General features: G+C 67.8%; 19 protein-coding genes. 10 read left to right on the top strand and 9 right to left on the bottom strand.

The features are described from left to right. The first annotated feature begins 5 nt into the window (after window positions 1–5). Window positions 6–974 carry a hypothetical protein gene (locus tag ACFV15_RS04580; protein ID WP_378348742.1) on the top strand — a complete coding sequence of 323 codons (969 nt, stop codon included), beginning with the start codon at window positions 6–8 and terminating at the stop codon, window positions 972–974. Here ACFV15_RS04580 and ACFV15_RS04575 read toward each other — a convergent pair. After that, on the bottom strand, window positions 971–2,272 hold the full coding sequence (locus ACFV15_RS04575) for a UDP-glucose dehydrogenase family protein (protein ID WP_378348741.1): 1,302 nt from the start codon (window positions 2,270–2,272) through the stop codon (window positions 971–973). The genes ACFV15_RS04580 and ACFV15_RS04575 overlap by 4 nt on opposite strands. 154 nt (window positions 2,273–2,426) lie before the next feature. Between ACFV15_RS04575 and ACFV15_RS04570 the strand changes: the two genes are divergently transcribed. After that, window positions 2,427–3,182, top strand: a complete 756-nt coding sequence (locus tag ACFV15_RS04570) for an SDR family NAD(P)-dependent oxidoreductase (RefSeq protein WP_378348740.1) — start codon at window positions 2,427–2,429, stop codon at window positions 3,180–3,182. Between the two features lie 101 nt (window positions 3,183–3,283). On the opposite strand, the gene ACFV15_RS04565 is transcribed toward ACFV15_RS04570, so the two are convergent. Then, window positions 3,284–4,927 (bottom strand): TM0106 family RecB-like putative nuclease, encoded by a 1,644-nt coding sequence (locus ACFV15_RS04565; protein ID WP_378348739.1) that lies wholly within the window; start codon window positions 4,925–4,927, stop codon window positions 3,284–3,286. An 89-nt stretch (window positions 4,928–5,016) separates the two neighbouring features. Here ACFV15_RS04565 and ACFV15_RS04560 point away from each other — a divergent pair, with 89 nt between their 5' ends. Further along, window positions 5,017–5,481 (top strand): DUF6474 family protein, encoded by a 465-nt coding sequence (locus tag ACFV15_RS04560; protein ID WP_378348738.1) that lies wholly within the window; start codon window positions 5,017–5,019, stop codon window positions 5,479–5,481. Here the strand turns inward: ACFV15_RS04560 and ACFV15_RS04555 are convergent. From ACFV15_RS04555 to ACFV15_RS04535, 5 genes are read right to left on the bottom strand one after another with little or no spacing between them, the layout of a single operon-like run. Next, on the bottom strand, window positions 5,458–6,303 hold the full coding sequence (locus ACFV15_RS04555; RefSeq protein WP_378348737.1) for a hypothetical protein: 846 nt from the start codon (window positions 6,301–6,303) through the stop codon (window positions 5,458–5,460). The genes ACFV15_RS04560 and ACFV15_RS04555 overlap by 24 nt on opposite strands. 10 nt (window positions 6,304–6,313) lie before the next feature. Then, window positions 6,314–7,276 carry a glycine betaine ABC transporter substrate-binding protein gene (locus tag ACFV15_RS04550; protein WP_378348736.1) on the bottom strand — a complete coding sequence of 321 codons (963 nt, stop codon included), beginning with the start codon at window positions 7,274–7,276 and terminating at the stop codon, window positions 6,314–6,316. Then, window positions 7,273–8,052, bottom strand: coding sequence for an ABC transporter permease (locus tag ACFV15_RS04545; RefSeq protein ID WP_378348735.1), 780 nt, complete (start codon window positions 8,050–8,052; stop codon window positions 7,273–7,275). Before ACFV15_RS04545 ends, ACFV15_RS04550 begins: the two co-directional genes overlap by 4 nt. Beyond that, window positions 8,049–9,212 carry an ABC transporter ATP-binding protein gene (locus tag ACFV15_RS04540; RefSeq protein WP_378348734.1) on the bottom strand — a complete coding sequence of 388 codons (1,164 nt, stop codon included), beginning with the start codon at window positions 9,210–9,212 and terminating at the stop codon, window positions 8,049–8,051. The genes ACFV15_RS04545 and ACFV15_RS04540 overlap by 4 nt, the downstream gene beginning before the upstream one ends. Then, window positions 9,199–9,846 carry an ABC transporter permease gene (locus tag ACFV15_RS04535; RefSeq protein ID WP_378348733.1) on the bottom strand — a complete coding sequence of 216 codons (648 nt, stop codon included), beginning with the start codon at window positions 9,844–9,846 and terminating at the stop codon, window positions 9,199–9,201. The genes ACFV15_RS04540 and ACFV15_RS04535 overlap by 14 nt, the downstream gene beginning before the upstream one ends. Window positions 9,847–10,058: 212 nt before the next feature. Between ACFV15_RS04535 and ACFV15_RS04530 the strand changes: the two genes are divergently transcribed. The 6 genes from ACFV15_RS04530 to ACFV15_RS04505 all read left to right on the top strand — a co-directional run bounded on the left by ACFV15_RS04530 (window position 10,059) and on the right by ACFV15_RS04505 (window position 15,846). After that, complete coding sequence (locus tag ACFV15_RS04530) at window positions 10,059–10,607, top strand: hypothetical protein (RefSeq protein WP_378348732.1); 549 nt, start codon at window positions 10,059–10,061, stop codon at window positions 10,605–10,607. 134 nt (window positions 10,608–10,741) lie between these two features. Beyond that, window positions 10,742–11,422, top strand: coding sequence for a YcnI family protein (locus ACFV15_RS04525; RefSeq protein ID WP_378348808.1), 681 nt, complete (start codon window positions 10,742–10,744; stop codon window positions 11,420–11,422). Next, the gene (locus ACFV15_RS04520) at window positions 11,422–11,952 is read left to right on the top strand and encodes a copper resistance protein CopC (RefSeq protein WP_378348731.1); all 531 of its coding nucleotides are present in this window, start codon (window positions 11,422–11,424) and stop codon (window positions 11,950–11,952) included. The genes ACFV15_RS04525 and ACFV15_RS04520 overlap by 1 nt, the downstream gene beginning before the upstream one ends. Next, window positions 11,949–12,977, top strand: coding sequence for a copper resistance D family protein (locus ACFV15_RS04515; protein ID WP_378348730.1), 1,029 nt, complete (start codon window positions 11,949–11,951; stop codon window positions 12,975–12,977). Before ACFV15_RS04520 ends, ACFV15_RS04515 begins: the two co-directional genes overlap by 4 nt. Further along, window positions 12,974–13,684 carry a hypothetical protein gene (locus ACFV15_RS04510; RefSeq protein ID WP_378348729.1) on the top strand — a complete coding sequence of 237 codons (711 nt, stop codon included), beginning with the start codon at window positions 12,974–12,976 and terminating at the stop codon, window positions 13,682–13,684. The genes ACFV15_RS04515 and ACFV15_RS04510 overlap by 4 nt, the downstream gene beginning before the upstream one ends. Before the next feature lie 83 nt (window positions 13,685–13,767). Next, a complete protein-coding gene (locus ACFV15_RS04505; RefSeq protein WP_378348728.1) occupies window positions 13,768–15,846 on the top strand; it encodes an ATP-binding protein in 2,079 nt (692 codons plus the stop codon). 198 nt (window positions 15,847–16,044) lie between these two features. Here ACFV15_RS04505 and ACFV15_RS04500 read toward each other — a convergent pair whose 3' ends face one another. Further along, window positions 16,045–16,932 carry a phosphotransferase family protein gene (locus tag ACFV15_RS04500; protein ID WP_378348727.1) on the bottom strand — a complete coding sequence of 296 codons (888 nt, stop codon included), beginning with the start codon at window positions 16,930–16,932 and terminating at the stop codon, window positions 16,045–16,047. Between the two features lie 35 nt (window positions 16,933–16,967). After that, window positions 16,968–18,356: a helix-turn-helix transcriptional regulator gene (locus tag ACFV15_RS04495; protein ID WP_091288936.1), complete on the bottom strand. Its 1,389-nt coding sequence runs from the start codon at window positions 18,354–18,356 to the stop codon at window positions 16,968–16,970. Between the two features lie 298 nt (window positions 18,357–18,654). Here ACFV15_RS04495 and ACFV15_RS04490 point away from each other — a divergent pair, with 298 nt between their 5' ends. Continuing rightward, a complete protein-coding gene (locus tag ACFV15_RS04490; protein WP_378348726.1) occupies window positions 18,655–18,972 on the top strand; it encodes a hypothetical protein in 318 nt (105 codons plus the stop codon). Window positions 18,973–18,980 lie beyond the last annotated feature (8 nt).

Genomic DNA, 18,980 nt, shown 5'->3' with positions numbered 1-18,980 from the left:
GGATCATGCGTGGTTTGCCCTTTCTCGCGGATGTGGTGGAGACCGGCGAGGTGCTCGGGCTCGACCCCCAGCTGCCGCCGGAGAAGATCGGCGAGGTACTCGGCGACTACGCGGAGAACCACTGGCACGACGCGATGACCAGGGACTACGGCTTGGTCGAGTTCTCGTGGCTGGAGCGGCCGGACGGGAACGGCTGGTGGGGCCACCATTTCACGGTCCAAGTGCACCGGCTGAGCCGGAAGCCGAACAAGACCGCGGGCAAGGTGATCCGCGCCCGCTACGGCAAGTTCGACAAGCAGTTCCCGTTCGAGGTCCTGCGGGCGGAACTGGAACGCCGCGGCATCGAGCTGATCGAGGTCGACAAGGGCGCCGGCCTCGGCGCACGTGAGTACTGGAATCCCGCTGCGCACGTGTCGATCTTCGTGATCGACGAAGACGGCGACCCCATCAACGGCATGGTGTGGGCGATTTCGTCCGCGGACATGGCGAACTTCATCGCGACCCGCCCGTACAAGGGCCAGGACAAGGCGCTGTGGCGAGTGCTGAAACACCTCATGCCGCTCGACGACGCGGCGCGGGAGCAGTGGGCCGAGGACGTCGACGAACCGTATGGCTGGTGGTTGAAGCAGTTCCAGCTACTCCGTGAGCGGATCGAAAGCCGCGACCAGCCGAAGGATCGCGAGGCGTGGATCAGGCTCCAGTTCTGGGTGATCGAGCACGGCGCGTTCACGGACGCCCAGCGGGCGCTCTTGTACGACGGATGCCGGTGGATCGGCGAGTACTACCCGGAGTGGGCCGCGTTGGTGCCGACGGTCGATCAGGTCGTGCGCCGCTGCCTCGACGCGATCACCGGCGACGACCTGACCCCTGACACGAAGACACTGGTCGACGCCGCGAGGTACCACGCCGAGCAGGTCGAGGACCCCGCGCTCGCGGCGCGGCTGCGCGAGTGGACCGCGAGGCGCTTCCGCTAGGCGTTGACCTCACGGCGGACGCGGGGGCGGCCAATGCCCTGCCAGCACAGGCCGACGTCCAGGATCGCTTGCGGGTCAAGGAGATTGCGGGTGTCGACGACCGTGTCGCCGTCCATCTGCTCGGCCATGTAGGACCAGTCGAGACGCTTGAACTCGTCCCACTCGGTCAACACGACGACCACGTCGGCGGCCTTGGCGACCTGGTACGGGTCGTCGACGACCGTCATGCCCGCGATTTCGCCGCCGACGGCCGGGTCGTAGGCCGTGAGTTCGGCGCCGAGTGCGCAGAGCACCGACGAGACCGCGAGCGCGGGCGAGTCGCGCAGGTCGTTGGTGCCCGCTTTGAAGGCCAGGCCGAGCACGCCGATGCGGGCGCCGTTGAGGGTGCCGCCGACCGCGCCGGCGATCTTGGCGACGACGCGGTCGCGCTGGGCGATGTTCTCTTCGATCGCGGAGTTGAGCAGGCCGAAGTCGTACTGCACCGACTCGGCGATCTTGACCAGTGCGCTGGTGTCCTTCGGAAGGCAGGAGCCGCCCCAGCCAGGGCCGGGCTTGAGGAAGGACCGGCCGATGCGGCGGTCGTAGCCCATGCCCTCGGTGACGACCGTGATGTCCGCGCCGAGGCGCTCGCAGAGTTCGGCGATCGAGTTGACGTAGGAAAGCTTGACCGCGAGAAAGCAGTTCGCGGCGTACTTGACCAGCTCCGCGCTGGCGGCGTCGCAGACGACGGTGGCCGAAGCGAGGTCTTCGTAGAGCGAGCCGACCCAGGTGGCGGCTTCGCGGTCGTCCGAGCCGACGACGATGCGGTCGGGGTTGAGGAAGTCGACGACCGCGGTGCCCTCGCGGAGGAACTCCGGGTTCGAGACGACCGGGATGTCCGAGCGGCCGACCATCTCGCGGATCCGCCGCGAGGTGCCGACCGGCACGGTCGATTTGGTGATCAACGCGCAGCCGGACGGCAGCACGTCGCCGATCTCTTCGGTCACGGCCTCGACGGCGCGCAGGTCGGCCGACCCGCCCGCGCCCATCGGGGTCGGCACGCAGAGGAACACGCCCTCGGCGTCCTGGACGGCCGCGCGGGCGCCGACGACGAAGGTGAGCCGTCCGCTGGTCAGTCCCCTGGCGACCAATTCGGACAAACCGGGTTCGAGAATGTCGACCCTGCCTGCCGAGAGCCGCGCGACCTTTGCCTGGTCGACGTCCACACAAGTGACGCGGTGACCCAGGCTGGCCAAGCAGGCCCCCGTGGTCAAGCCGACGTATCCGGTCCCCACCACCACGATCCGAGCTGCGGTCATGGTTGCGAAGGTCTCAGCCCGAGTTGACCGCGAAACTAACAAAGGTGGGCCTCCCCGAGTACTCCTCACGACAGGTGAGGCAGCACACTGGCGACGAATGTGCGAACGAGCGTTAACCTGTTCTCGGTCTCACGCAGGTCATGAAGGGATGAACATGCAGATCACCGACACGTCCGCGATCGTCACGGGTGGCGCTTCCGGTCTCGGCTTCGCCACCGCATCGGCGCTCGCCGCGAAGGGCGCGCGGGTTTTCGCGCTCGACCTCGCGGGTTCGATCGAGAAGGCCGAGAAGGTCGACGGCATCACCTACGTCGAGACCGACGTGACGGATCCCGAGCAGGTCCAGTCCGCCGTCGACACGGCGGCCGGCTCCGGTCCGCTGCGGACCGTGGTGAACTGCGCCGGCATCGGGCCGGCCGGGCGCGTGCTGTCCAAGAAGGGCCCGCACGACCTGAACCTGTACGCCAAGGTCGTCCAGATCAACCTGATCGGCACCTTCAACGTGCTGACGCTGGCCTCGGAGGCCATCGCCAAGACCGAGCCGCTGGCCGACGACGCGCGCGGCGTCATCATCAACACCGCCTCGGTCGCCGCCTACGACGGCCAGATCGGGCAGGTGGCCTACGCGTCGTCCAAGGGCGGCGTGGTCGGGATGACCCTGCCCGCGGCGCGTGACCTGGCCTCGCACGGCATCCGCGTGATGACGATCGCGCCCGGCATCATCGAGACGCCGATGCTCGCGACGGTCTCCGAGGAGTTCCGCGCCTCGCTGGCCGCCGGTGTGCCGTTCCCGAAGCGCCTCGGGCGCGCGGACGAGTACGCCCAGCTCGCGCTGGCGATCATCGACCACGACTACCTGAACGGCGAGGTCATCCGCATGGACGGCTCGCTGCGGATGGCTCCTCGCTAGGGAAAAAAATCCCAATGTGGCTTTCGTCAGATATCACCTGACGAAAGCCACATTGGCGTGCTCAGAGCTGACCAATGCCACATTGGGATTTTTTTCCCGGGCTAGAGGTCGCCTAGGTAGGGGACGTCGGCCATGGCGGGGCCGGACATCCAGGCTCGGAGTACGCGGGTGGCTTGGACATCGTCTTCGTTGTAGCGGAGCAGGCGGTCGCGCTGGGAGGCGTCGGGGAGGCCGCCGTCCATGCCGACGGCGTCGCGGTACCAGCTCATCGAGGCCTCGCCGCCCGCTTCCGGGTCGCGCCAGGTGAAGCCGGCTACCGGGGCGATCACCTTGAGGCCTTTGCCTTGGGAGCACAGGAACTGGTCGACGACGCTGCGGAAGAGGTCCACCCACTCTTCGGAGTCCACAAAGGACTGGATGTCCTTCTTGGTCGGGATTCCCGGGTATTCGCCGAACCGCTCGACCGAGCCGAAGAGCCAGCGGTTCTCGGCCATCGCGTTGTAGCAGTAGGCGCGGAAGGTCAGCCCGGCAGCGGCCGTGCGCTCGCGGACTTCGGTCAGCCAGGCCCAGAACTCGGCGAACGAGCGCGCCTCGTCGGCTGTCGGGAGCGGGTCCCAGGTGACGAACGCGCGGTAGCCCTGCGGCAGCCCGATGTCGGCGCCGGTCAGCAGCGAACCCCACATGTACGCGCCGGCTTCGCCGAAGCTCTCCATGTCGACGTCGACCTCGACGTCCGCGCGCGGCACGGACACGTCGCGGGTGCGGCGCACCACCGTCAGGTCGGCGAGCCAGGCGCGCGCGAGGTAGACCGCGTCGGCGAAACTCGGGCCGGTCCATGGCATCGGCGGTTCTTCGTCGGGGTTCATCGCGGCCAGTTTGTCCACAGTGGAGATTCCGGCCTTGCGCAGCTCGGCCGCGTCCTCACCGCGTGCCACGAGACTGACGTCGCGCGTGTTGTTCAGCTCTGTCTCGCAGGTGGGCCACCACGGGCACCGGCGGCATTCCAGCACTCGCGACGGCTCCGCGAGCGCGGGCTCGCCGTTCGACGCGGCCGTCGCGATCGCGAGCCGGTCGGCGAACCGCGTCTCGTACTCGGCGAGCGCGCTGCGGCCGCCCGGCCAGGTCGGCGAAGCGAGGTCATGCCAGACGACGACGTCGGCGTCGAGTCCGATGACCCCGCCGATCGCGCGGCCGGTTTCGGCGTGGCCCAGCGTCTCCAGCATCTTGCGCAGGTGGACCAGCCGCAGCAGATCACGCGGCTGCGAGCGGACCTTGCGTGCCGGGTCCGGCTGCTGGTTCGCCGCGTCGAGGTCGAGCATCGGGGTGGTCATCGCGCCGGAGCCGCGGTCGGTGATTCGATGCCGAACGACCAGCACCGGGAGATAGCCCTGATTGGTCCGGACCAGCAGTTCCGAGCCACCACGCCGATGCCCGACGCGATCGGCGGGCAGCAGGCCACCCCAGATGTAGCGCGCACCGGCCGCGAGCGCACTCTCCGTGGCCTCGACGCGCTCGGCCGCCGGCTGGTCACGCGCGATGGTCACCCAGCCGTCACCGGCGTTCGCCGCCTCTTCGAGCTGCCGTGCGATCTCCTTGCGGTGCGCGGTCGCGTCGGCGATGCGCTGCTCGGCCGCGGGGTCCGGCGGGGCCAGCGGGACGTCACGCATGGCCGGGTCGTGGTCCAAATGCACACGACGGCGGCAGCGGCTGACCGCGCCAGCATCGAGGAGAACATCCGGTCCCATAGAGGTCACTCTATGCAAGATGCCGGACACCGACATGCTCGCGGTCACCGGTGCCAGTAAGTTCGTGACCAAGCTCCCGGAGGTAGACCATGGCGCGCAAGGTCAAGAAGGATGCGGGTGAGGGCAAGTTCACCCCGAAGAACGCACGCAACGCACTCGGCGTGGCGAAGGTGATCGCGCCCGCGGTGATCCCGGTCGTGGCCCCGTACGCGGTGCAGGCGGCGGGTGCGTTACGCGAGGCGTACGACCGCTACCAGGCACGCAAGCTCGGTGTCGACGTTTCCCGCCTCGCCGAGTTCACCGGGCGCGGCGCGAAACTGCACGCCCGGATCTCGGGTCTGGCCGACGGACTCGTCGAGCTTTCGATGTCGTCGAAGGCGACCGCCGCCGACAAGGAGTTCGCGGATCGCACGAAGGGCACGCTGGAACAGCTCGCCGCGTCGGTGCGCGCCGCCGAGCGGATGCCCGCGCCGCGGCGCAAGTCCGCCCACCACGCGGTCGCGGGTGAGCTGGATGTGCTGGAAGGCCAGCTACTGCACCGGCTCGGTGTCTAGGACGACACGGACGGCGGCGACCGCGTCGCCGCCGTCGTAGTCGGCATAGACGGGGAAGAAGCCGTCGCCCCAGCTGGTCATCGCGAACAGCACTTGCGCGCCGCCGACCTCGACGACACCCGCTTCTTCGGCGGTGGCGCGCACCTGGGCCATCACCTGCCAGTGGTGCGAGTGCGGCCGGAAGTCGAGCTTCATCAGGTACTCGGGGTGCTCCTGCCGCCACGCGACGATCGCGCGTCCGCGCTCGACGGCCTCGCGCATGCTCAGATCGACCCAGCCCCAGCTGGTTTCCTCGCCGGGGATTCCGGGCTGGGTCGCGCCGAACTCGGCGGCGGCCGCTTCGCAGTCGCGTCCCCAGAAGATCAGATCGGCCAGGCCGTCGATCGGATCGTGGTGTTCCCAATGGCTCAACGCGTCGACATCGCCGAAGAACAGTCTCGCCCAGTCGACGCAGATCGTGCCGAGCCGCACGCTACGGACCACCGGCGCGTCGGAGACGGCCAGCCGCAAGCTTTCCCACGAGTATTCGTCGTCCGGCGACCGGATTCCGTCGACCGTCAGCGACCTGTCGACGGGCAGTCCGCCGACGGCCACCATCGGCAGGCCGAAGACAGCGAACTCGCCGTCACCGCACTGCCTGGCCCGCTCGGCGTGCGGCACCTTGGGTTCTTCCGCCACCCGCGCCGGGTGCACGTCCAGGAACTCCTGGTCGAGCTCGGACGGCGGCCGCTCACCCGACCAGATCCCGAGATGGCCGCCGTCACCGATCACCAGCACACCGGACGGACAGGTGATTTCGCCGAGCTTGATCCATTCCCCCATACGGGTCAGATTAGTCAGTCTTGACGAAGCCCTTCGCGACCATCCAGTCCCGCGCGACCTCACCATGGTCGCGGCCGTCGACGTCGACCTGCTTGCACAGCTCGATCATCTGCTTGTTGTCGATGGCCTTGCTGACCGCTTCGAGCGGCCCGCGCAGTTGCGGGTGCTGCTTGAGAAAGTCGGAGCGCAGCGTCGCGACGGCGTTGTACTGCGGGAACGCCTTCTTGTCGTCGTCGAGCACCTTGAGGTTGAGGCCCGCGATGCGGCCGTCGGTCGTGAAGATCTCGCCGATCGGGCAGGTTCCGCTCGACACGGCCGAGTAGATCGTGCCGATGCCGAAGTTCTTCACCACGGGCGACTGGAAGCCGTATGCCTTGACCGCGGCGGGGAAACCGTCCTGGCGGCTGGTGAACTCGGTCTCCAGGCAGAACACCGCCTGCTCCGGTCGTTTCTTGAGGAATTCGGCCAGATCCGACGTGGTCTTCAGGTTGTTCTGCTGCGCGTAGGCCTCGGTGACAGCGAAGCCGTACTGGTCGTTCAGCGGCGAGTAGTCCAGCCAGGTGACGCCGAACTTCTCTTCGTCGGCCTTCTTCGTCGCGTCGTACTGGGCCTGCTCGCCGCCGGGCACGGGCAGTTCGTTGCCCTGGTAGTTGATCCAGCCGGTGCCGGTGTACTCCCACGTGACGTCGGTCTGGCCACCCAGCAAGGCTTGCCGTGACGAGTTGGAACCCTTGATGTCAGTCAGGTCGCGTACGTCCGCGCCTGCCGCCGAGAGCGCCATTTCGGCCATGTATGCCAGCAGGATGTTCTCGGTGAAGTCCTTGGACCCCACCGTCACCTTGACGTCCTTGAGCTCCGGGATCGGCTGGATCGAGCCGGGATGGATCGTGTACGGGAGCGAGGTGTTGACGTCCAGTCCGCACGCGCTGGTCAACGTCACCAGCGCCACGGCGGCGAGTGCCCGAACCTTCATCGCAGTCCCTTCGGTCCGAGCAGCTGTTCGGCGACCGCGCCCAGCCAGTCCACCAGCAGTGCCAGTCCGACGGCCAGCACCGAGCCGGTGACCAGCACCTTGGTCAGGTTGAGCTTGTAGCCCGTGTCGATCAGCAGCCCGAAACCGCCTGCGTTGACGAACATGCCGAACGTCGCGGTGCCGACCGCGAGCACCAGCGAGGTGCGCAGACCGGCCAGGATCAGCGGGATGGCCAACGGGAATTCGACGCGCCACAGCACGCCGGACGAGGACATCCCGATGCCGCGGCCCGCGTCGATCAACGCGGGGTCGACCTGCTGCAGGCCGACCATCGTGTTGCGCAGCACGGGAAGCAGCGAATAGAACGCCAGCGGCAACGCGGCCACCCACAGCCCGCCGGTCGCGCCGGTGACGATGAACCACAGCACCAGCACACCCAGCGCGGGCGCGGCCTGACCGATGTTCGCGATCGCCAGCAGCACCGGCGCGGCCCAGCGCGCCCACGGCCTGGTCGCCATCACCCCGAGCGGCACCGCGACGACCACCACGATCGCCGTCACCACCAGCGTCATCAGCAGGTGGTCGCCGAGTGCGGCGAACAACGAGCTCGCGTTGAGGGTTTCCTTCTCCGTGGCGGAAAGGTCACTCGCGAACACCACCGCGAGCACCCCGCCGACGATCAGCAGCACCGCGGCCGGCTGGGCGAACAACCGGACCCGCTCCGCGCGTTTGGAACTGGACTCCGTGGAGAACCCTGTGTCTACGGCAGCCGTCATCGCGCCACGTCCCCGTTGTGGTCCTCGCGAAGCTTCTGGATGGTCGCGATGACGGTGTCGAGTTCGATCGTCCCGGCGTACTCACCACGCGCGCCGGTGACGGGCACCGCACCGCCCTCGGCGAGCATCGCCTCGAGCGCGTCCTGCAGCGTCGACTGCAGTGTGACGATGTCGCGCAACGGTTTCCCCGCGGTGGCCAGCGAACTCGCGGCGGCCAGCTGACGCAGGTGCACCCAGCGCACCGGACGGCGGCGCTGGTCGAGCACCAGCACGAAGTGCTTGTTCCGCTGGACCAGCTTTTCGCGCACGTCGGCGGGCGACTCGCCGATCTCCGCGGTAAGCGCTTCCTGCTGGAGTTCGACGTCACGGACACGCAGCAGGGTCAGCTGCTTCAGCGAAGCGCCTGCGCCGACGAAACCGGCGACCGTGTCGTCTGCCGGATTGGCGAGGATCGACTCAGGCGTGTCGTACTGCAAGATTGTCGACTTGTCGCCAAGGACAGCGATCTTGTCACCGAGCTTCACGGCTTCGTCGAAGTCGTGCGTGACGAACACGATCGTCTTCTTCAGCTCGGTCTGCAGCCGCAACAGCTCGTCCTGCAGATTGCCTCGGGTGATCGGGTCGACCGCGCCGAACGGCTCGTCCATCAGCAGCACCGGCGGGTCGGCGGCGAGCGCGCGAGCGACGCCGACGCGTTGCTGCTGGCCACCGGAGAGCTGGCGGGGGAAGCGGTCGCGGAAGTCGGCCGGGTCGAGGCCGACCAGGTCCATCATCTCCTCGACACGATCGTTGATCCGCTTCTTGTCCCAGCCGAGCAGGCCGGGCACCACGGCGATGTTCTGCGAGACGGTGAAGTGCGGGAACAACCCGGCCTGCTGGATCGCGTAGCCGACGCGGCGGCGCAGGTCGTCCGCGTCGATGCTGAGCGCGTCCTCGCCGCCGATGGTGATCTTGCCGGAGGTGGGCTCGATCAGCCGGTTGATCATCCGCATGGTGGTGGTCTTGCCGCAGCCGGACGGACCGACGAAGACCACGATCTTGCCTGCGGGCACGACCATCGAGAAGTCGTCGACCGCGGGCTCGCGGGTGCCGGGGTAGCGCTTGGTGACGTTCTCCAGTTCGATCTCGACCCCGGAGACCTCGTTCTCAGCCACGGACACCCCTCGAAACAGTAAGCCGGTTGATCAGGACGTAAACGCCGTCGAGCAGCAGCGCGAGGATGACCACGCCGACCGTGCCCGTGATGGCCTGGTTGAGCGAGTTGGCGCTGCCGGCGTTGGACAGGCCGGAGAAGACCTCCGAGCCGAGGCCGGGGCCCTTGGCGTAGGCGGCGATGACCGCGATGCCCATCAGCATCTGGGTCGCGACGCGCATCCCGGCGAGGATCGCCGGCCACGCCAGTCGCAGCTCGACCCTGGTCAGCACGCCGAAGCGGCTCATCCCGATCCCCTTGGCCGCGTCGCTGATCGCCGGATCGACGCCGCCGAGCCCGACGATCGTGTTCCGCACGATCGGCAGCAGCGCGTAGAGCACCAGTGCGACGACCGTGGTGTCGGCGCCGAGGCCGAGCACCGGGATCAGCAGGCCCAGCAGCGCGAAGGACGGCACGGTCAGGATGGTGCTGGCGAGCGCCGTGGCCAGCGCGGAGCCGACTGGGCTGCGATAGACCGCGACTCCGATCAGCACCCCGATGATCGCGGCCAGGATCGTGCACTGCACCACCGCGCTGACATGCAGTAATGCCTGGAGGGACAGCCGGTCCCACCGGTCGGACACGTATTCGAGAATGTTCATTGTCTTGGGAACTCCCACCGCCGAACGTGCGTCAACCGTTGCCTATTCACCGGGGTTCGGCAACCTTCGTGTCCGGTTTGGACGCCTGATCAGCCCGCTGACCAGCGATAATGACTGTCAAGATGCCATTCGTGTGAGACACCCACCGTTGTCATGCTCACCACGCGAGAAGCTGTCGCTTTGGGCCTGGTTCGTCCCATAGAGTGAGCCGCGTGAGCATCCGGACCAACGAGCAGAGCGCCTTGCGCTTGGTTCGTGGTGCCCTGCTCGCCGTTTCTTCGGCCGCGCTCGCGGTGAGCGCGCATGCGATCGCGGACGGCGGCGTGCCGGACGCGGCGCTGACCTTGCTGCTCACCACGCTCATCGGCTGGACGGCCACGGCGCTCGCGGCCAAGAGCCGCGGCGTGCTCGGCACGCTGGCCGTGCTCGGCGCCGGGCAGATCGTGATGCACACCGTGCTCACCACGCTGGTCACGCACGCCGAGTTGCACAGCGGCGGCTCCGGGTTGCTGCCGAGCGGGCCGATGCTCGCGACGCACGCGCTCGCGACGCTGGTCACCGCGCTGCTCCTCGCGCACGCGGACACCCTTCTGCTCACGGCAGTGGCGGCGCTGCGGCTGCTGCTTCCCGTTGTCTGGCGGCCAGTTCCCGTTCCGGTCGCCCCCGCCCGCGCGCTGGCATTCCCGCCTGCCACCGGGCATCTGACGCGAATAACCTTGCGCCGCCAGCACGCGCGCCGCGGTCCGCCCGCCTACTCCTGAACCTTCATTTCCCCTTACCCACCAACGAATCCCCCGGTTCGTTGGCACACCCCTGTTCAGGAGTATTCGTGTCCTATAAACAGTCTCTCAAGCGCGCCGGTTTCCTGGCCGCCACCGTCGGCGTACTCGGTCTCATGAGCACCGGCATCGCCTCGGCCCACGTCACCGCCAACGTCTACGGCGCTCAGCCGACCAAGGGCGGTTACGGCGCGATCTTCTTCCGCGTGCCCAACGAGGACCCGGCCGTCGGCACCGTCAAGGTCGAGGTCGAGATCAAGCCGGAGTACGCGATCGGCACCGTCCGCACCACGAAGGTGCCTGGCTGGACCGCCCAGGTCACCAAGTCCAAGCTGCCTGCCCCGGTGAAGAACGCGGCAGGCGCCGACGTCACCGAGGTCGTCACCAAGGTCAGCTGGACAGCGGAGCCCGGCAACAAGATCGCCGCGGGCACCTCGGAGTTCGCGGAGTTCGAGATCAGCATCGGCGCGCTCCCGAAGCTCGACGAGATCGAGTTCCCCGCGGCCCAGACCTACGAGGGCAACAAGGTCGTCAACTGGAACGAGAAGGCGCCCGCCGGTGGCGAGGAGCCGGAACACCCGGCCCCGACCGTCAAGCTGGCCGAGAAGAAGGCCGAAGGCGACCACCACGGCGGCGCGACGGCGACCGACACTTCGGAGCACACTGAAGCGGCGGCCGCCAGTGACAGCACGGCCCGCTGGCTCGCCGGCGCCGGACTGGCCGTCGGCGCGCTGGGCCTCGGTGTCGGCGCGGGCGCGACGATCCGTGCACGTAAAGCAGGCAAGGGAACCAACTGATGCGTAAAGCGCTCACCGCGCTAGCCATCGTCGGGGCCGCCATGTTCGCCATGGCGTCCCCGGCGCTGGCACACAATGTGCTCATCTCCACGGACCCGGCGAAGGGTGCTTCCATCGAAGCCGGGCCCGCGAAAATCACGCTCACGTTCGACCAGTTCGTGCAGAACGCCGACGTCAACCAGATCGCGGTGACCGGACCTGGTGGCGGCCAGTGGGCCGAAGGCCAGGTCAAGGTCGACGGCAGCGTCGTCTCCGTGCCGCTGCGCCCGCTCGGCCCGGCTGGCGAGTACAAGATCGGCTACCGGATCCTGTCCGCGGACGGGCACGCGGTGACCGGCGAGTCCACGTTCACCCTCGCCAAGGCCGGCACCGGCACTCCGGCGAGCGCCGAGGCCGCCAAGGGCACCGGACAGGCCACCGCTGAGTCCACATCGGACAGTGGAGTGCCGATCTGGGTGTGGATCGCGGGTGCCGTGGTACTGCTCGGCGTCGGGCTGACCGTCGCGCTGCGAACGGGTTCCAAGGCATGACCAAGACCGAGACCACCTCGAATATCCGCTATTCCACGCTGTTGTGCGTGGTCACGGCCGGCCTGATCGGCGCGCTCATCGGCGTCGCGCTGACCACCACGACACCGGTCCCCGGTGTCCAGGAGGCAGGCGGGGTGGTCTCGGTCGGCATCCCGATCGTGCGGGTGCTGCTCGACATCGCGGCCGTCACGACCATCGGGTTGTCACTGCTGTCGGTGCTGGTCGGCTACGACCGGCCGAAGCTGAGCGAACCCGTGATGCGCCACGCCCGCCCCGGCGCCGTCGCCGCCGCATTGGTCTGGGCGGCGGCCGCGCTCGTCGCGTTGGTGTTGCAGACGGCGGAATTCCGGCCGGGCGCCGCCAAAATCGGCATGAACGACGTCGGTGCGTACATCGCGCAATTCGGCGCGGGCAAGGCTTTGCTGATCGTCGCCGTGCTCGCATTGCTGCACGCGGGTCTGGGCATTTTGTCGTTGCGCCACGGCGAAAAAGTGCCTGCCGAAGTGCGGGTCGGGCTGGGTTTGTTCGCGCTGTTGCCGTTGCCGGTCACCGGGCACGCGGCGAACTGGAACTATCACGACTACACGATGATCTCGATGGAACTGCACGTGATGAGCGCCGTCGCCTGGACCGGCGGCCTCGGCGCGATGACCGTGCTGCTGGCGAGCAACCGCACACTGCTCGCCCACGCACTGCCGAAGTTCTCGAAACTCGCGACGCTGTGCTTGATCCTTTCGACGGCCACCGGGTTGTTCAACGGCCTGATCGAGATCTACCTGAACCCGACGCTGAGTTTCTGGGACGGCCTGCTCAACACGCCGTACGGGCGGCTGGTGATACTGAAGGTCCTGTGCACCGGCGCGATCGCGCTGCTCGGCGCGCATGCCCGCTGGCGGCTGATGCCGCAGATCATCCGGCACAACCGGACCGCGCTCGCGGCTTGGGCGACGCTCGAACTGACGATCATGGGACTGGCGTTCGGGTTCGCCGTGGTGCTGACCAGGGCCCCGGTCTCGATCAGTTGATTCCGCGAGACAACCTTCTCGCGGCGGCCAGCGTGTGCGACCCGGCCAGGTTGCTCTCTGTCCGCCTCGGCGCCCGCAACTTCCGAGGCGGCAGGATCGCCATGGCCGGCTGGTCGGCGGGCGCGGGGCTCATCGGCATCCTGCTGTCGATCGCCTACCAGTGTCTGCAGTACCTGCCCGGTGTGCGTGGCGTCGAGATGACCGAGAGCAAGGTCCTCTACTTCATTGTCAGCGCGATGGTGGTCGGTTTCTGGCTGGCGATCCGGTCACGGGAGCAGGCACTGGGCGGCTGGTATCTGGCCTCACTGCTGATCACCTTCGCCGGTGGCGCGGCGCTCGCGGCGGCCATGCACTTCACCACCCCCGCGCAGACCTATGCGTGGAGTTGGCTGGGCGCGCTGGGCTGGTCGGAGGTGTGCACCGCGGTGATCCTCGTCGGGACCTGGCGTGCACCGGTCATCGCCGAAGACAAGACCTCAGAGGCGGTCGACACTGCCCTGCGCATCGAAGACGGCTACTTGGCCATGCCCGCCTACTTCGCTGTCCCGCTGGTACTCGACCTGCTCACCAGCAACCGGCAGCCACCCGAGTTCACCTGGTGGCTCGTCGCTTACATGGTGCTCGCCGTCGGCACGTCGGCGATCAGCGCGCTGAAGTACCTCCGGCGGATGAACCTGACGGTCGCTACTCCAAACGGCCCCTTTTAGCGGGAACCGGTTACCAGCGAGCGCGTCACAGGGGATGCTCGGCGCGTTCTCTGGGGTAACCCGTGTGGAGGAGGAGCTCGTCGATGGGTGGCCCGGTTCCGGGAGACCGCAAGGTGGAAGTGCCCCAGCCGCGTACCGGGGCGGGAGCGGTCAGGCCGGTGACGTCAGGGCCGAAGCAACTGCCGCCGGTGCCCGCGCATTTCACCAATCGCTCCGAAGAGGTCAAGTTGCTCGACCGGCTGATCGAGCGCGAGCGGGACACTCCTGCCATCCAGCTGATCAGCGGGCAGGGCGGGATCGGCAAGACCGCGCTGGCGACGAGCTGGGGGCACAGCGTCAGCGGGCGCTTCCCGCATGGTCAGCTGCACGCGGACCTCGGTGGCTACAGCACCACTGGCCCGCTCGCCGCGTCCGAGGTGCTCGGCCGGTTCCTGGTCGCGCTCGGGGTGCCGCCGAACGGATTGCCCGGACATCCCGAAGAGCTGGCGAACCTGTACCGCACGGTCACCGCCGACAAGCCGTTGCTCGTGTTCCTCGACAACGCGCGCACCACCGAGCAGGTCCGGCCGCTGATCCCGGCGAGCGCGGACAGCCTGGTCATCGTCACGTCCCGGCGCACGCTGGGGACCCTGCAGGCCGAGCACCTGGTCAACCTCGTGCAGCTCGACCCGTTCAACTCCGCGCACAGCGAGGAACTGCTGAGCCGGACCATCGGTGAGAACCGGGTCAGCTCCGAGACCGCACATGCCCGCTTGATCGTCCGGCTCTGCAGTGGGTTGCCGATCGCGTTGTCGACAATCAGCGCCAAACTCGCCGCCAAGCCGCGCATGCCGCTCGCGAAGGTCGCATCTGAGCTACAACTAGAGCATCGACGACTCGCGGTGCTGACGAAAGAGGCGACTTCGGTGCAAGCCAGCTTCAACCTGTCCTATGACGCACTACCGCCGGACGCGGCCGCGCTGTACGCCGCGCTCGGGCTGCACCCCGGTCCGGAGTTCGGGGTCGGGGTCGCGGCCGCTTCCATCGGCAAGAGCACCGAGGCCACCGAGGACCTGCTCGACCAGCTCGTCGACGACGGCCTGCTGATCGACCGGCACGGCGACGGTGAGCGGTTCACCTTCCACGACCTGGTGCGGCTGCACGCCAGGGAGAAGACGGCAGGCCACGAGAACGAGCGCGACCGCGAGATCGCCATTCGCCGCATGCTCGAGTGGTATCTGTACGCCGCGAGCGCGACGGCCGACCTGACCGTGCCCGATCAGAAGCAGATCGAGTACACCTACGAGTACCGCCCGAAGACCCGCGTCACCTTCGAGTCGCGCGAGGAGTCGCTCGCCTGGCTCGAGCTGGAACGAGCGAACCTCATCGCCGCCGTCGAGACGGCTTACGAACAGCAGATGTACGAGCTCGGCTGGCAGCTGGCCGCCGCGATGTGGCCGCTCTTCCTGCTTCACAAGCACTACCCGGACTTCCTTCGGGTCAGTCAGCTCGGCGTCAAATGCGCCAGCCGGTGGGGTAACCACTCGGCGGAAGCGCTGATGCACAACCGCAGTGGCGCCGCGGCGCGCGGCACCGGCCGGTACGACGACGCCGTCAGGCACTACCGGTCCGGCTACGAGACGGCGAGCGCGGCGAACGACCAGGTCGTGGCCATTCGCTCGGTCGAGGGACTCGGCCTGGTCGCACTCGCGAAGGATCGGGTCGAGGACGCGCTCGAGGCGTTCACCGAAAACCTGCGGATGAGCCGGGCCCAGGAGCGGACGCATGACGTCGGCCTCGCGCTGATCAACCTCGGCGCGACATTCACCAAGGCCGAGCGGCCCGCCGAGGCGATCGCCCACCTGGAAGAAGCGAGCGCGCTGCTGTCCGAGCAGGGCGACGAATACAACGACGCGCGCGCACGCATCGAGCTCGGCCGCGCACTGGCGCTGACCGGCGAGTTCGCGGTCGCACGCGAGGAGCTCGGCCGCGCGCAGACCGTCATGCGGGCCCGCGGCTCGAAGTTCGAAGAGGCCAGGACCCTGCAGGCGCTCGGCGAGGTGGCGGAGACCGCAGGTGATGTCGACGAGGCCAAGCGGCTCTACGACCAGGCGTTACCCATCCTGGTCGGCTTGGGCCGCCCTGAAGCCGATGTGTTACGGAATCGGCTCGCCGGTTTGTGACCCCCGGCGCGAAAGCATGATCGTCACCCAGTAAGGTGGCGGAGAGTAGTTGCAACTTGCGCATGTGGGTTTGCAACTAGACCGTCCAGGGTGATCAGTTCGGCCGAATTGACTACTCAAATACGCTGTTCACCCCAGAAACGACGAGCGGTCATTACGGTTCGGTGAATGCCCGAGAACAATCATGTCCTAGGCCTTTTAGCGGTACCGGTTCCATCGAATATCGGTGCGGCCTTCGCGCAGATCATCCAGCCTTCTCCGCAATTCGTCCCGCACATCGGGATGACTGCGCAGGATGGGCAGCACCGAGGTCGTCAGCTTGAGCTCACGGACCGCTCGCAGCACTGAAAACCCTGGCCAGGACGTCACGTCGAAGCCATAGGCGTCGGCGAACTCGCGGTAGCGCGCCTCGGAGTCCCCGAACCGCTCACGGCCGACGGCCATCGGCGTCAGGTCCCATTCACGCGGGCCGAGGCAGGCCGAGTCGAAATCGCACAGCACCGGGCCGTCCGGCCCGCAGATGACGTTTCCCGTGTGCGCGTCGCCGTGCACGAGCCCCTTGGGCAGCACGAACTCCAGTTCGGCCAGCTCGGCCTCGACGTCGGCGCTGCGCCGCAGCAGGAACCGCCGGTCGCGGTCGCCGAGTTCCTCGGCGTCGGAGACGCGGGCGCGGACGGCGTCGAGCGGCGCCCAGTCGGGGATGTCGTCGGGAGGTGGCAGCGCGTGCACCTGACGGAGCAGGCAGGCGAGGTCGGCCGCGGTGGGCTCACGCCCGGTGTCCGGCACTTCCGTCCACACCGTGAGCAGGTGCCCGGCGATCCACAATGGCTGGTGGACGCCGGGCAGCAGGCGGATCGCGGGCACGTCGTGGCGTTCGAAATGCTCGGCGACCCGCACGACCTTGCCGACGCGGTGACGCAGGGCGCGTGAGCCGACGATCCGGATCACTACGCGGGCACCGTTCAGCGCGTAGACGGCATTGTTGGTGAACCGGAGAAGCCGCGCGCCCTTGGCGTCGAAGCCGAGCAGCTCACAGGCGCTGATCAGGACTTCTTCGAGTTTTTCTCTGGTGAAGCGACCGTCCAAGACGGTGTCAGTCCCCCCGGATAACCGCTGGCGCCTCAGGCCGCGAAGAACGCGTGCAGCCGGTCGGCGAGGTCGCGGGCGTCCGGGTTGTTCCGGCGCTGCTCGGCTTCGACCTGCAGCGGCTTCAGGCGGTCGCGCACTCGCGCGGACTTGATGCCTTCCGCGCAGTCGAGCGCCTTGCCTCCGACCTTCGCGCCCTGGTCGATATCGCCGTCGAGCAGGTGATTCGTGGCGAGCGCGCCCAGCATGAAGGTCTTGCTGCGTGCCATGTCGTCGTCGTAGGACTCGACGGCCTTGGTCAGCGCGGGAATGGCGAACTTCGTGTGCGAAGCGCTCACTTCCTGCGCCAGTACCGTGTGGACGGTGCCGATCATCGCGTAGACGTCGGTCTCGTTGAAGAACTTGACCCAGGACTCGGCCTTGTCGATGTCCGCGCGGCCGAACTCGTCCTTCGACCGGTTCAGCAGCTTCACGGCCATGTCGTCGTTGCCCATCATCGCGTAGGCCCACGCCTCGTTGGCGCAGAGCACGGAGACGGCCAGCTCGGAGCCGGATTCCTGAGCGGCGATCTGGCCGAGCTGGAACAGCTTCAGCGCGTCGTTCGGCGCGTCCTGGTGCAGGTAGACCCGGCCCATGCGGTAGAGCACGTTGGCCACCAGTGGGTGGTTCTCACCCTGTTTGGCCAGGTCGAGCGCGTTGGCGAAATGCCCGCGCGCGGAATCCATGAGCCCGGTGTCGAACGAGGTCCAGCCTGCCAGGCTGTGCAGGTCGGCGAGTGCGACGTACAGCCTGCCCTTGACGATGTCGGTGCCGTTCGACTCGAGCATCTGCTGTCCCCATGACAGCTGCGCGACGACCGCGTCCCTGCAGAACCCGCCGCCGTATTGGTAGTCCAGCGCGCGTAGCGCCCTGGTCGCGGCCTCGACCTGCCGCACGTCCGTCATGCCGATCCGGCCTGGTGCCGGGGTGCGCGCCGGATTGGCCGACCACGTCCCCGACTCGGGACCGAACACCGCCGCACCCATCGTCACCTGTGCGGCATGCGCGAGGAACCTCCGTCGCTTCACGGACTCGTCCTCCTCTGCCTGCTGGCCGCCGGCAGCACCGACGACCCGTATCGCTGTGGCCTCGTCATAGGCGAGACCCATGTATCCACGAGGGACACCCAGGCCGTCCGAGATCCTGGTGAGGACGTCGTAGGCCATGACCTGGCGACCCTTGAGGATCTCGGACACCTCGGACTGTGACTGGCCGGTCATCGCGGCGATCTGACGCTGCGAAACGCCGTGCTTGCGGAGCAGCCGGTACACCGAGCTGATCTCTCTTTTGGACAGGGCCTCGCGCATCTCCGGGTGCTCCCAGGCATCCGCGGGGATGAGCTGCTGACCCTGCCGGCCGTCTTGGCCGGAACCAGTGGCGTCCATTGCGCCCCCTCACAGTCCGATCGGGCGTCTGTCATTCAGCGTAGGTAAAGCTATTCAACCGTGCTAAACCCCGGTAGTGGCCACTGATCGGTCCGGGCGAACTTCTCTGACCGCTTACCGTGGAACCCGGACCAGTCGCCGCTATGACGCGGTTTCGACCTTCTATCGACTCCGGTTTGGTCGCAATGTAGTCATCAGTTCTCCGTGACCGCCCGGGTACGGCCCGCGATCACGGAGAGCTACCGAAAACCGCAGTGCCGATTGCAAGATGCGCCAGCCGACAGAGCGGAGAAGCCTCGTGGAGTTCGTGGACGCGATGCCAGCACACGCTGGAACAGCCACGCGCACCGTGCGTCCCATGACGGTGGCCCGTCCTGTGCCCGCTCCGGTCGTGGACCCCCGCACCGCAGGCCTGCGCCGCTACGAAGGCGGCCAGCTGGTCTGGCGTGTGCAGTGTGGCGACCTGATCAGCCGGGAACGCGCCGTGACGGTTTTCGTCGAAGACAACCAGGTGGTTCTCGTTTCACCGCCGGGAGAGACAGCGCGGCTGACCACTGGCCAGCTCGGTCAGCTCAGAGCCGCGCTCAACGAAGCCGCCAAGATGGCGGAAAGGTGACGGTGAGT

Source organism: Amycolatopsis sp. NPDC059657, assembly GCF_042734395.1.
In the GTDB taxonomy this organism is placed as follows: domain Bacteria; phylum Actinomycetota; class Actinomycetes; order Mycobacteriales; family Pseudonocardiaceae; genus Amycolatopsis.
The sequence above is the reverse complement of the archived record's forward strand: the minus strand, read 5'-3'. Positions and strand labels throughout refer to the sequence as shown.